General features: G+C 52.8%; 9 protein-coding genes. 1 reads left to right on the plus strand and 8 read right to left on the minus strand.

Annotated features, from left to right (window positions below):
• Nucleotides 1-18: 18 nt before the first annotated feature.
• The 4 genes from HMPREF0577_RS04010 to HMPREF0577_RS04025 are packed head-to-tail and all read right to left on the minus strand — an operon-like array spanning nt 19 to nt 5,292.
• Complete coding sequence (locus HMPREF0577_RS04010) at nt 19-1,596, minus strand: GTPase (RefSeq protein ID WP_004012408.1); 1,578 nt, start codon at nt 1,594-1,596, stop codon at nt 19-21.
• A complete protein-coding gene (locus HMPREF0577_RS04015) occupies nt 1,584-3,251 on the minus strand; it encodes a dynamin family protein (RefSeq protein ID WP_004012409.1) in 1,668 nt (555 codons plus the stop codon). Before HMPREF0577_RS04015 ends, HMPREF0577_RS04010 begins: the two co-directional genes overlap by 13 nt.
• Nucleotides 3,244-4,557, minus strand: a complete 1,314-nt coding sequence (gene hisS, locus HMPREF0577_RS04020) for a histidine--tRNA ligase (protein WP_004012410.1) — start codon at nt 4,555-4,557, stop codon at nt 3,244-3,246. The genes HMPREF0577_RS04015 and hisS overlap by 8 nt, the downstream gene beginning before the upstream one ends.
• Before the next feature lie 12 nt (nt 4,558-4,569).
• Nucleotides 4,570-5,292, minus strand: a complete 723-nt coding sequence (locus HMPREF0577_RS04025) for an MBL fold metallo-hydrolase (protein ID WP_004012411.1) — start codon at nt 5,290-5,292, stop codon at nt 4,570-4,572.
• Nucleotides 5,293-5,459: 167 nt separating this feature from the next.
• Between HMPREF0577_RS04025 and HMPREF0577_RS04030 the strand changes: the two genes are divergently transcribed.
• Nucleotides 5,460-7,034, plus strand: coding sequence for a DUF349 domain-containing protein (locus tag HMPREF0577_RS04030; protein ID WP_004012412.1), 1,575 nt, complete (start codon nt 5,460-5,462; stop codon nt 7,032-7,034).
• Between the two features lie 41 nt (nt 7,035-7,075).
• Here the strand turns inward: HMPREF0577_RS04030 and HMPREF0577_RS04035 are convergent, their stop codons facing one another.
• Genes HMPREF0577_RS04035 through secD form a run of 4 tightly spaced genes read right to left on the minus strand, consistent with a single transcriptional unit; the run spans nt 7,076 to nt 13,280 of the window.
• Nucleotides 7,076-9,379, minus strand: a complete 2,304-nt coding sequence (locus HMPREF0577_RS04035; RefSeq protein ID WP_004012413.1) for a RelA/SpoT family protein — start codon at nt 9,377-9,379, stop codon at nt 7,076-7,078.
• Nucleotides 9,380-9,427: 48 nt separating this feature from the next.
• Entirely contained in the window at nt 9,428-9,967 is a 540-nt protein-coding gene (locus HMPREF0577_RS04040; protein WP_004012414.1) for an adenine phosphoribosyltransferase, read from the minus strand.
• Nucleotides 9,964-11,076 (minus strand): protein translocase subunit SecF, encoded by a 1,113-nt coding sequence (gene secF / locus HMPREF0577_RS04045; RefSeq protein ID WP_004012415.1) that lies wholly within the window; start codon nt 11,074-11,076, stop codon nt 9,964-9,966. The genes HMPREF0577_RS04040 and secF overlap by 4 nt, the downstream gene beginning before the upstream one ends.
• Nucleotides 11,073-13,280 (minus strand): protein translocase subunit SecD, encoded by a 2,208-nt coding sequence (gene secD / locus HMPREF0577_RS04050; RefSeq protein ID WP_004012416.1) that lies wholly within the window; start codon nt 13,278-13,280, stop codon nt 11,073-11,075. Before secD ends, secF begins: the two co-directional genes overlap by 4 nt.
• Nucleotides 13,281-13,282 lie beyond the last annotated feature (2 nt).

A 13,282-nucleotide genomic window follows, 5' to 3' on the forward strand; every position in this document is an offset into this window, starting at 1 on the left:
TCAGTTCCAAGCAAATGATTATATCCCACCCACTTGCTGGCCAAATTCTTTGAGCTGGGTATAGAGGGATAAATTTTGACGCATTGGTTCCAAAAATGCCTTCCGAGAGACTTCATCTGTGAGTTGGCGAAACTTGGCCGCCCCGGTTTCCCCAAACCTACGGGCTCGCGCCGCTGAAATCTTGATTCCGCCTAACGCACACAGGATAGTAACCAGCGCTCCGCCTAGGAAAGCAAGCGGCCCCATGGGAATCGTACCGATAGTACCTGGTAGGGTCACCCCACCCAGCAGACACACGAACCAAATCAAGAACCACACAAAGCCAATGACTGCCAAAATATTACAAATCCACTGCAGCGTCCACCACATCCGCCACCAAATCTGGTGTTTCACCTGGGGAGGATCCCACGATGCGGTAGCCAGGTTCAAGGCTGAAACAGTAGCCTCAGCAAGACGCGTCCCGCGACGACCCAGAAAATCACGCCATATTCCAGGCAGATACTTCCCTGCAACCGAGGCATAAGCAGCAGCGGCTTGCTGAACCTCCTGAGCCCCAGCCAAATGCGGTTTGAACAGCATTTTTTTGGCGGCTGTTTTCACCCCTGCGAACCAGGCTTGGGGAGCAAATAAAACTACCGGGCGGGAATCCCGCAAGTAATCGCTTTCAAATTGCGTCTCTATCGTATCGAGGCCGCAAGCCTGTGAGATATCAGCACAAAACTTGATATCCTCTCGTTTTTCGGGAAAATGCATATCCACATCCAGCTGAGCCTCTTCGCTGACAACCCTGGCAACGCGGCGAATCCGGCTTTGCATCCCCCGATATACGGCCTCCGGAGGGGCGCCAGCCTCCCTTACGGTCTGACGGAACTGCGCCAGGCTGGCATCTTGATAGCAGGAAGTGGCCAACAGCGGCAAATCCAGCCCTTGCGCTTTGAAAATCCGGCCCAAATCCGCTTGCACTTCCTCTAGTTCGGACTCGCTAAGGGTATCGGTGTGGGTCAACACCATCAACGAGCTGCCCGAGTCACCCCAACGGCGTAAATCGTGGAGAAAATCAGCATCAGCGTACTTTTGTGGATCTGTTACCCAAATTGTTAAATCTGCCGCATCTAGAAGCCCTTCAACGGCAGAAACCAATCGCTCGTCCTCGGCTAGTAAACGACGGTCGGGCAGTTCTACCACCACCAAGTTCTGAGGAAGACCCCGCTCACCGGGCACAGTGGGAACGGTGGTAATCTCGGCTAAACCGAGGTAATCACAGAATTCCGGGGTCGGACAACCGCTGGAAAATCCACGAATTTTGGTAGTGGTGGGACGAATATTCCCTACCGGAGCCGAATTCTCGCCAGTCATGAAATTCAGCAGGCTTGATTTTCCCGCGCCACACGAGCCGGCCAAAACCACCAGTGTCCAATCCAAATAATCTTCGCGAGAATCCAAATCAGCTAGCATCCGAGTCAAGGTCTCATACCAGGTAGCGGCAGAGGGAAAATCCGCCCTTATGTCCTCGGGTTCCAATACAGCAGCGATATCAGCGGCCGCCTGGCGCATCCGCGCAAGTCGAGTTTCGGTGTTGTTTCTCACGAAAACCATTGCTCCTGTAGCTCAGCGATATAATTCTTGATTTCTTTGCCAGTCTCGATGTTCCCACTGGTATTCGGCAAACGCTTGGTCACATCCGTCACCACTGTCGAGATTCTTGAATCAAGGGTCTCATCCATAATGCTGCGCAGCCCTTCTACCAGAGGAGCCACGTCGGGGGCACGGAAGAAATGGAGCAAAAACTCCTGCGAGGCCGTTTCCCACGGGTGGAAACATCGGATTAACACGGCTTGAAAAATCACGCAAGCCTTGCGTTCATCCCAAGGGCGCAGGGCTTGGGATTGGGCTTGCTCCAACACCGAGGCGAAACGCTGGAGCCAGTCCTGATAGATTTCCGGTTTCGGAGCCGAGACGGGGGTATGGAAATCCGTGCTGCCCTCACCGGTTGTTCCCGTATCTTGAACTGAAACCAGGCTTGCCACTTTGAGTTCTTGGACGCAATGCGATAGCGCCTCATGAAGCCGCGTCTCAAACTGAGCAAAGGCGATATCGAGTACGCGCGACAAAACCTCGCGAGTCGATTCTGGCGCGGGACGTGTCCCCAGTAAACCCCGACTCCAGGCCAAACGTTTGCGCTCCCAAGCGTTTTCGGCCAAATTTTCCTCGATAATAGACCAGGAATATTCGGCAAAGCGATTAATCGGGTCACCGGCAAAAATCTTGCTGCGATACCACTCAGCTTTCGCGCGTTGCTGCTGCGTTTCACTAAACTCAGCCAATTGATTTTGAACGGCAGTAAAAGCATCAGACTCCGACTCGAAATCAGAGACTACCTGCAATGACAAGTCAAAGACTTCTCGCAAAGAACCAAAGAATGTCTGTCGCGCCAAGGCAGAACGCATCAAAGCATCACTGGCGATGGCATCCAACCAGTTGCGCAGGGATTCCACCTTGGATTCCGGGATGGCTCCCTGCTCCAAGTCCCCCTCGAGAATAGTAAAAATCGGGGTATCGCCCAGCCCCACTTCTGCAAGTTTCTCGGCCAAACCTTGTTTGGAATCAATCAAACCGCCGCGCCCCACCCGGTTTAGCACCACCCCTAACGCAGCGTGACGTTTAGCGGCTGCTCGCAACAACGCTAACCCCTGTGGCTCAGCGTAACGTTGGGCGGTAGTTACGAAAATCCACAAATCCCCTACCTCCGCCAAATGCGAGGTGATATGCTGGTTTGCCTCTTGATACGAATCCGTGTCCGGCGTATCTATCAAGACAATTCCAGGTTGCAGCTTAGTGGATGTTGTCATTTTCATGAGGGGCTTATCCGGGTGACGCCCCACCGGGGAATCGTCCCCTTCTTCTATCCGTAGTTTCTCGAACCCACCTAGAATCCGGTCACCAGCCAGCCACAGTTCATCATCAGGGTGATGCACTAAAACTGGGGTCAAAGTCGTGGGGCGTTGTGCTGAAGTCTCGGTTACCGATCCGACCAGTGAATTGAGTATCGTGGATTTCCCCACTCCCGTAGAACCTACCAGCACCGCCACCAGCGGGGCATCTAAATCCTCTCCCCGAGCAATAAGATGTTCGCGCAAACGACGCAGCAACCGGTCTCGTTGCAGGGGTACCTCGGTTGGGGAAAACCGAAACTCCAGGTCTTCCAGATGTTGCGCCAGTTGCTGCAGTGATTTTGCTAAGGTCTCAGGCATCTTGCATTCTCACTTGTGGTTTCAACAGTTGGGTTTCGAATTCAAAAGTCTGGGGGTCGGCCACGGCTTGTTCTCCGGTCAAAATATTCTTGACCTCTCTTTGCGAAACAAACCACACGTAGGGAATTCCCCGGTTGGCTGCGTATTTAATCTGTTTGCCGTACTTGGCAGCTGTGGGGCTGACTTCAGTGCAAACGCCACGTTGACGCAAGGTCGCAGCCACCTGGTCGGACTCGCCGCGCGTTTCCTCAGAGTCAACCAAGACTAAAACAGCCGTGGGAACACTGCGACTTACTTCCACCCAGTTATTGGCCAAAATTATGGAAATCAGCCGGGTCAAGCCGATTGACATTCCCACCCCGGGGAAACACCGTTTGCCTTCACTGACCAGGTTGTCATAACGCCCACCGGAGCAAATCGAGCCGTACGTTTCCGCTCCGGTGATAAAGGTTTCATAGACCATCCCGGTATAGTAATCCAGGCCACGGGCTATCTTGAAGTCGGCCACTACGTTTTCCCGTCCTCGGGCTCGCGCCGCAACCAGCATCCGCGCGACATCATCAAGGCCCTCTTCCAGCAGGTCATCTTTGAGACCCAAGTCGCGCACACGACTGGCGACTTCAGGCTCATTGCCAGATATTACAGCCAAGTCCCAAATTGTTTTGACTTGGGCATCGTCCAGTTGAAGTTCCAGCAGCATCTGAGAAAACACTTCGGGGGTAACCTTGTCGTGTTTATCAATAACTTGCAGCACCGCATCCACTTCGCTTATTCCCAGGGCATTGCAGGCTCCCTGCAAAATTTTACGCGAGTTAACGTGCACCACCGGTTGAGGAATCGGTAAGGCTTCCAGGGCTTCGGCCATAATCAGAGGGGCTTCTATCTCAAAGTGCACCGGAAGAGTGTCTCGGGCAATCATGTCAATGTCGGCTTGCACGAATTCGCGGAAGCGTCCTTCCTGAGGGCGTTCCCCGCGCCACACTTTTTGGATTTGGTAGCGCATAAAGGGGAACTGCAGCAGGTGTGCATTTTCCAACACATAACGCGACAGCGGCACTGTCAAATCAAAATGCAGGCCGTTCTTGACCGGTTCGTGAGAGTCCTTGTCTTGCAACCGCGACAAGGTGTATACCTCTTGGGAGGTTTCGCCCTTTTTCTCCAGAACGCTCAGGGGTTCAACGGCTCGGGTTTCCAGGTGCGAAAACCCGTGGAGCTCGAAAACCCGCTGCAACGTGGCTAGCAGCGAGTCCTCCAAAATTTTTTCTTCCGGGGTGAATTCCGGGAACCCCGACAGTGATGTCATCATGGGTTTATTCTTTCATTTTCGGACTCGGGGTAGAAACGGATTAGCGGACAATTCCTGTTTCCAGGTTGTAAAACCGCCATGACCCGGCAGAATCAAGGTATCTGGATCAATGCTTAAACACAGGGTTCTCAAGGTTTCTTCCATCAGTTGTGGGTCGGAATGCGGCAAGTCACTACGTCCGACAGTGCCTCTGAAAATAACGTCTCCCGACAGACAGAACATTTGGTTTTCCCGCCCGTCGAATCCCAGTCCTTGCCCGTAATCATTAGCCTTGGTGGCGGTGCCGAAGTACAGGGTGGCTCCGGGGCTGTGTCCCGGTGCAGGCAGGGCACGCAGTGTCAACCCGGGCAGAATTTCCGTGCCGCCATCTTGCAACATTTCGGGTGGTGGTGCTTGGGGAGTAAAAGATTCCCAGGCTTCGCCGCAGGCATCAAAGTCGGCGGCGGCGCCGAGTTGGACGTGCGGCCCGGGGTCGCTAATCCAAAAGTGGTCGGGTTGGGCTAGATATACGGGTGCATGAGGTGCCATCCGAGATACCGAGGCGGTGTTCCACAAATGGTCAGCATGTCCATGGGTTATTAAGATGGCGCCCAGTTTGGCATCGAGTGCTTCGAGCACCTCGGCTACTCTAGATGCCGTTTTCGCACCAGGATCCACCACCAGCGCTTGGGAATCAGTGATAATCACGTAACAATTTTCACCATAGACCGGTGAAACAATCCGCAAAAAATCCATAACTCAAGGTTAACGGATTTTCTGAGACGTTTTAAGAAACTTCAAACTTTTTTCAACTTTAAACAAATTCCCCTAAACTAGGCTCTATCTGGTACATTTTTATCAGTAATCACCAAAGAGAACGGCACGCGTCACGCGCTTACCCCGTCACGAGAGGAAATAATTACATGACTACTGCGGAAGAGGAAACTCCCAAGGCTGTAACTGCCGCTTCCCCGGCCACTGTCGCCGTCACCAATGAATCCAGAACCGACACCAGTGAAGCCAATCCTGTATCTACTCCACCCACCGCAGCTAGCAGCGCAGCTCCGGCGGAAGCCACTGCAGATACATCTCAGCCCATCAGTGTCGATACGAATGCGGAAATCGGCGCAGATGCTGCTAAGTTGACCAGCGACACGACAGCAACAAGTCAAAAAAAAGAAAAATCGGCTCATTTCCCCTTAGTTAATCTGGATGGGATGCAGACCGCCCCTACGCCGGTAGCGCCCACCGAAAAACTGGCGATGCAGGAAGCTTCGAGGTATGGTCGAGTAGATTCCGAGGGGCGAGTTTTTGTCAAGGACGGGGATACAGAACGTGAGGTCGGCCAGTATCCCGATGCGGTTCCCCCTAATCCCCTGGCGCTTTATGTTCGCCGATTCCTGGATTTGCAGGCACAAGTTGACCTGGCGGGAGCTCGGATGCCTTCCTTGAAGGCTACGGATATAGATGCCACCCTAAAATCTTTGGATCAAGCCTTGCAGTCCCCCATGGTGGTGGGTGATTTGCCAACTTTGCGCGCTCGAGTAGCCAAACTGCACGAGCAGGGTGAATCTCGTAAGGAGGAACTGACGAAAGAACGCGAAGCTGCCAAGGTGCAGGCCTTGACAGAGCGCACCAAGATTGTGGAAAGTGCGGAAAAAATCGCGAATCAGAATCCCGAACGTACCCAGTGGAAGCAATCCGGGGAAAGGCTGCATAGTCTGCTGGAATCTTGGAAAGAAGCTCAACGCCAAGGGCCGCGTCTTGATCGCAACACCGAGGATGCTTTGTGGAAGCGTTTCTCGAGTGCCCGCACCACTTTCGATCGCCACCGTAAGGCATTTTTCTCACAACTCGACACCCGACGCGCCGAGGTAAAAGCCAAGAAGGAAGCCTTAATTCAGCGTGCCCAGGAACTGTCCACTTCTACAGATTGGAGTGGAACTTCAGCGGCATACCGAGACCTAATGAACGAGTGGAAGGCTGTGGGGCGTGCCTCGCGTAAAGAAGACGATGCCTTATGGGAGCGTTTCCGTGCCGCCCAGCAAGGATTCTTTGATGCCCGTACCGAAGCCAACGCTAAGACTGACTCCGAGGAACATGAAAGCTTGGCCATTAAGGAAAAACTCTTGACCCAAGCCAAGGCGCTGCTGCCAATAAAGGATTTGGATTCCGCCAAGGCTGCGTTCCGTAACTTGTTGGACAAATGGGACGAGGCTGGACGAGTACCGCGTGGGGATATGCAGCGCCTCGAGAATGGATTACGCAGTGTCGAAGAAGCCATAGCTAGAGCCGAAAAAGACTTGTGGAACAAGACCAATCCCGAAACTAAAGCTCGTGCCGAGGGCTTGGTAGGGCAGCTGGAGGAAAAAATCGCTGAATTGGAAGCCAAGCTGACTCAGGCCAAGGCTGCTGGCAAGGACACCAAGAAGTTAGAAGAGGATTTGAGCGCCCGCAATGCGTGGCTGGCACAGGCACGCAAAACTGCGGCTGAATAGTAACCGCGACTCATGAATCCGAAGCATACCCCGGGCAATACTTACTTGCCCGGGGTAACTCGTGTCGCCGAGTATACCCCCGAGATAGCGGACAAATCATTGAGAATACTCTGTAGATGGCTGGGTTCGGCCAGTTCGAAGCTGAAACGAGCATGAGCTACCCGGTCGCGAGTAGTGGACATATTGCCCGAAATAATGCTGACGTGGTTATCTGTCAAAGCCCGGGTGACATCTGAAAGTAATCCACCACGATCCAGGCCTTCCACCTGGACTTGCACCATAAAGGCCGCTCTGCTGTGTTCAGCCCATCTGACATCGATAATTCGCTCCGATTGTTCCTCCGAAAGCCGCTTGGCGTTGACACAATCCTGACGATGCACCGACACACCGTGTCCCCGCGTCACAAATCCCATGATTTCATCGCCGGGAACAGGAGTACAACACTTCGCTAGTTTCACCCACATATCGTCAATATCTGATCCACCCACCAGCACCCCGGAACTAGAGGAGGCTGCCCTGGATTGGTGGGTGGCAATCTGGGAAATCTCTTCTTCCTCTTCGAGGTCTTCGGTGACGAAATCCTCGGAGTTATGCATCAGGTGTTCCACCACACTTTGCACGCCGACATGTCCGTCACCGACGGTGGCATAAAGTTGGTCGACGGTTTGCAGTCCCAAGCTTTCCGCTACTTCTTCGAGGGATTCATGAGTTGCTAGTTTATGTATGGGTAAACTCTGCTTTCGCAGCTGACGGATAATCGCATCACGCCCCTTCTCGATGGATTCCTCGCGACGTTCCTTCGAGAACCAGGCTTTAATCTTGGATTTTGCCCGAGGGGAGGCTACAAAAGATAACCAGTCGCGGCTTGGTCCGGCATCGGGGGATTTAGAGGTGAAAATCTCGACTGTATCGCCGTTTTCCAGTTTGGAATCCAGAGGAACCAATTTACCGTTTACTTTAGCGCCCACGGTATGATTACCTACCTCAGTGTGGACTGAATACGCGAAATCCACGGGTGTGGCTCCCATCGCCAAGACTTGAACCTGGCCTTTAGGCGTGAATACATATACTTGAGCCGAGTTGATTTCGTAGCGCAAAGAATCTAGGAACTCGCCAGAATCTTGGGTCTCTTTTTGCCAATCCACAAGTTGGCGCAGCCACCCCATCTCGTTTTCTAAATCTAAAACATTGGTGGAACCATTTTTGCGCAGGGTTTTGGAATTAGGATTCTCCTTGTACTTCCAGTGTGCGGCAATGCCGAACTCGGCGCGACGATGCATCTCGTAGGTTCGAATCTGGATTTCTACCGGTTTACCTTTCGGCCCAATCACCGTGGTGTGCAGGGATTGGTACAGGTTGTACTTAGGCATCGCAATATAATCTTTGAAGCGTCCTAACATGGGGGACCATCGAGAATGCATCAGGCCTAAAACCGCATAGCAGTCTCGCACCGTGTCCACCAAGACGCGCACCGCCACCAGGTCGTATATATCGTTGAAATCCCGGCCGCGCACAATCATTTTCTGGTAAATCGAATAGTTATGCTTCGGTCGCCCCGTCACAACTCCCTTGATTTTCGACTCGCGGAGGTCTTTTTCAATTGTCGAGATGATTTCTTTGAGCTGTTCATCACGACTCGGAGCAGTTTCCGCAATCAATCTGTCGATTTCTTCGTAAATTTGGGGATAGAGCGTCTTGAAAGAGAGGTCTTCGAGTTCCCACTTGATTGCATTGAGCCCCATCCGGTGTGCTAGTGGCGCATAGATTTCCAGGGTTTCTTTGGCCTTTCGCTGGGCTTTTTCCTTAGAAACATAGCGCCAGGTGCGGGCGTTGTGCAGGCGGTCAGAAAGCTTAATCAGCAATACCCGAATATCTTTGGCCATAGCCACAATCATTTTGCGGATGGTTTCGGCTGGGGCGGAATCACCGTATTTCACCTTGTCAAGTTTGGTAACCCCATCGACCAAATTCGCGATGTCTTCCCCGAAATCTTTACGACACTCGTCCAGAGAATAGTCAGTATCTTCCACCGTGTCGTGCAACAGCCCAGCCGCGACTGTGGTTTCACTCATTCCCAATTCTGCCAGAATCGTGGCCACTGCTACCGGATGCGTGATATACGGTTCACCGGACTTGCGAAATTGCCCCCGGTGAAAATGTTCGGCAGTGGTATAAGCCCGTTCCAGCAGGTTAAAGTCAGCCTTTGGGTGGTTGTCTTTAACCGCTCTTATCACTGGCTCCAGTTCCCGATGCACCCCTTTAGGACTACGGGTCAGCCAGGACAGTGGGGATTTGGCAATGCTCCCACCGAGGTCGGTGATAGTGGCGTCAACTGGCTGTGTCATAAACTGATTGTATTAGTTTTCAGCGCTAAACAGTATTTCGACACGGTTCTACAGTTGTACCAAAGCCCGGTAGGGGGTGTCCCCTAGCACCTCGGCACCATGCAAACCCCGCAGTTCCATCAATACCAGAATCTCGGACACGTGCCCCCCGGCTTTTTCGAGTAATTTCACCGATGCCCGAGCGGTTCCGCCTGTGGCTAGTAAATCGTCTATCACCAAAATTCGGTCGCAACCTGCAACTGTCTCTGGTTGGACTTCCAGGGCGGCACTGCCGTATTCCAAATCATATGACTCCCGGATAATGTTTCCCGGCAGTTTCCCGGCCTTACGAACCATAATCATCGGCACCTGCAAAGCAACCGCCAGAGGCGCCGCCAGGATAAAACCACGGGACTCCAAACCGGCCACGGCGTTTATCTTTCCCCGGTAGTGTTCAGCTATCCCTGAGATGAGCTGAGCGAAAGGTTCGCCCGATGCCAACAGCGGGGAAAAGTCCCGGAACAAAATCCCTACCTGCGGGAAATCTGCATAGTTTTTCAGGTGGCTGGTGATTATACGACCAAGCTCCGGGTCTATGTCCTTTGTCAATTCTTTTTCTTCTTTCTCTTGGGTTGCGCGGCCTGACCAAGATGGTGACCTGGCTGCACTGGAGCTGCATTCACTACGGGTTTGGTGGACACGGTGCCATCTGGATTCAAGGTGGCGCTGCCTTGTTCCAGCGCCTTCTGGCGTGCCGTTTCTACCTTGACGTTGTGATTTTTAATCGACTGAGAGTGATTACGAATAATCGTCAACAGCGGAGTAGCTATGAATATGGAAGAGAAAGTCCCCACAATCATGCCGATAAACAGAGGCATGGATATATCACGTAGGGTAGAAGCACCCAACAGTACCGAACCGAGGAACAGAATCGCACTCACCGGCAGAATAGCGGTAATCGAGGTATTGATGGAACGCACCATAGTTTGGTTGATAGACAGATTTGCCAGTTCGTCATAGGTAGAGCGTGACTGATTCATCATGTCTTTGGTGTTTTCCCTAATCTTGTCAAAAACCACCACCGTGTCGTACAAGGAGTAGCCCAAAATTGTCAACAACCCGATAATCGTAGCCGGAGTAACTTCTACTTGGGTAAAAGCAAAGGCTCCTATGGTAATCATCAAATCGTGCATCAAAGCGAATAACGCTGAAACAGCCATCGTCCAGGTGCGGAAATACGCCATCAGCAGCAGTGAAACCATCGCCAGGAATACCACCAGACCGATTGCGGCCTGACGGGACACGGAAGCCCCCCAAGAAGGTCCCACGGAGCCCTTGGAAACATTCTTGACATTAACTTTGTATGCCTTAGCCAGCTCAGATTGAATCTGGGTTTCCTTTTCCGTCGCGAGCTGGCTGGTTTGCACCCGCAACCCGTTGGTTCCCATCTGGAATACCTTCGGGTTTTCTGTAATTCCCGCTGCTTTTAAAGCATCATAGGCAGGTTGCTGCGGCGGGTTATTTTGTGTATTAGTAACGGTGAAATCGGTGCCACCTTTGAAGTCAATCGAAGGGTTGACCCCAAAAATAGCAATCCCAATGATGGCAATAAGTACCAAAACCAACCCGGTGGTGAGGAAAATCCGACGGTTCTTAATGATTTGATAGGACTTTTTGCCCGAGTACAGGGCATTACCCCATTCAGCGTAGCTCATCATTTCGTGGCCTCCTCTCCCTCAGTGGCTTCGTCTTTTGTGGCGCTGCCCTCCGAGTTAGTAGCTGTCGTTTTATCTGGCAGTTCAGCTTCTGTTTCCGAAAGAGTATCCACTGCGGTGTCGCTTGACTCTGCTACCAAGTCGCCCTCCTGAGACAACCCAGCTTTTTGCCGCGCCAGCGAAACAGCAGGTGCGGCCATAGCCACACGATTTTTCTTGCTCTTGGCGTTAGTAATCACAGCATTGGTATGCAGATAGATGCGCTCATTGGAAGCCCCCAAGTGTACCCGATCCAAACCGGAGAACTTGTGTCCTTCACCAAAGTAACTAGTCTTAACCAGCAAGGTCATCATCGGATGGGTAAACAGGAAGATAATCGCGAGGTCTACCACCGTGGTCAAACCCAGGGTAAAGGCAAAGCCCTGCACGCCACCCACAGCCAAGACGTAAAGCACAACTGCCGCCACCAGGTTCACAATATCGGAGACCACGATGGTACGCTTAGCACGATTCCACCCGGTTTCCACGGCCGTAGCCAGAGCTTTACCGTCACGAACCTCGTCGCGGATACGTTCAAAGTAGATAATGAAGGAGTCCATAGTAACACCCACGGCCACAATCAAACCGACTACACCCGCCAGCGAGAGACGATATCCCATTGACCAGGAAAGAATCGTCACCACCAGATACGTGGCTACACCAGCCAAGATCAGCGAGGCAGTCGCCAAACCAGCCAGGGCGTGGTACTGCCACAACAGGTAGAGACACACCAGCAGCAGGCCGATAATCGCGGCATATAAACCAACCTTTAAGTGCTCCCCGCCTAAAGTAGCCGAGATACGCTGTTCAGACTGCAAATCGAAGTTCAAGGGCAAGGATCCGAACTGCAGCTGATTGGCCAAAGTTGCGGCAGTCTCGCGGGTCAAAGATCCGGAAATCGAAGCCGACCCGTTAAACACCCCGGCATTCACGCCCGGAGCGCTCACCACCAGGGTATCGAGTACAATCGCGAAACGGTTATTGTCAGGATTACGCATCCCGCCCTTACTCTGGTTCGGGTAAAGCACCTTGGCGACATCATCAAATTTCCGGGCACCTTCCGCGTCGAGCTTCAAATCTACTTCCCACTGGCCGTTGGCATTACCCTGCTGGGTACGCCCCATTGCGGAAGCTGCCGAGGTCACATTAGTCCCGGATAGTACCTCTGGCCCGAGAATGTACTTTTCCTGTCCATTTTTGTCACAGGTAACAAGATTCTTTTTCGGGTCGTCATCTGAACCGCCCCGCAAAGAAGCCTGGTCTGAACAGTCCAGATGGCTGAAAATAAACATGTCGCGCAAGGTAATTTGTTTCGGATCATTGACCACCGAGGGTTTACCCGCCGGAGTCTCCGGGTACTTTTGGGCTTCCTTCATCAGCTTGTCATAGGGAATTGCATGCGCATTCGGAGCCACCGCCGGTTTCGGGGCGGCTGTGGTCTGGCTAGGAGAAGGCGCCGGTGTTGCCCCCGATTTGTCACCCTGTTTGCCAGCCTCGGCCGGAGCAGAGGATTTATCGCTCGCAGGCTTATCGGCTGGTTTTTCGCCAGCACTAGGTGGCGTCGAAGGAGTTGCTGTAAGCTGCAAGGCTTGAGTGGAACCCGTTTCAGTGGGCACCGGAGAGACCGGACTTGGTGAAACCGTCATCGTTTTATTGGTTTCACTAGGCACTGGCTTAGCCGGTAAAGCAGGGGTGGCACCAGATGCTGCCGGAGCACCCCCAATCTTGGCGAGAGCCTCGGCTGGATCCGCATCGGTGGTGACGACACCCGGTGCAGAGAGCAGCACGGTACGGAAACGCATCACTGCCGAAGTCTTGACCAGGTTCAAGGTCTCCTCCGAAGGCGTACCAGGCAAGCCTACCGCAATGTTCTCGTTACCATTACGCGTAATCTCTGCTTCGGCCACACCGGAGGCATCCACGCGCTGGCGGATAACCTCGATAGCCTGGTTGATGTCTTCGGCTGAAATCGCCCCACCTTTGTCAGTGGTTTTCTTTGGGGTCAAAATCAGCTGTGTACCACCCTCGAGGTCAATAGCCAGTTTCGGTACCCAGGTCGCGTTTGACCAGATAGTCGCACCCCCCAGAGTTCCCCCCAAGGCCAGCAAAATGACCAAAAAAAATATCAACGTGCGCAAGGGTTTATTCTTCGGTTTTGTCCCAGCCACTA

Source organism: Mobiluncus mulieris ATCC 35243 (assembly GCF_000160615.1).
In the GTDB taxonomy this organism is placed as follows: Bacteria; Actinomycetota; Actinomycetes; order Actinomycetales; family Actinomycetaceae; genus Mobiluncus; species Mobiluncus mulieris.

Bases quoted from the DNA above. Each gene is read 5' to 3' on its own strand.
- HMPREF0577_RS04010 (WP_004012408.1), bottom strand. From the start codon at position 1,596: ATGGTTTTCGTGAGAAACAACACCGAAACTCGACTTGCGCGGATGCGC.
- HMPREF0577_RS04015 (WP_004012409.1), bottom strand. From the start codon at position 3,251: ATGCCTGAGACCTTAGCAAAATCACTGCAGCAACTGGCGCAACATCTG.
- hisS (WP_004012410.1), bottom strand. From the start codon at position 4,557: ATGATGACATCACTGTCGGGGTTCCCGGAATTCACCCCGGAAGAAAAA.
- HMPREF0577_RS04025 (WP_004012411.1), bottom strand. From the start codon at position 5,292: ATGGATTTTTTGCGGATTGTTTCACCGGTCTATGGTGAAAATTGTTAC.
- HMPREF0577_RS04030 (WP_004012412.1), top strand. From the start codon at position 5,460: ATGACTACTGCGGAAGAGGAAACTCCCAAGGCTGTAACTGCCGCTTCC.
- HMPREF0577_RS04035 (WP_004012413.1), bottom strand. From the start codon at position 9,379: ATGACACAGCCAGTTGACGCCACTATCACCGACCTCGGTGGGAGCATT.
- secF (WP_004012415.1), bottom strand. From the start codon at position 11,076: ATGATGAGCTACGCTGAATGGGGTAATGCCCTGTACTCGGGCAAAAAG.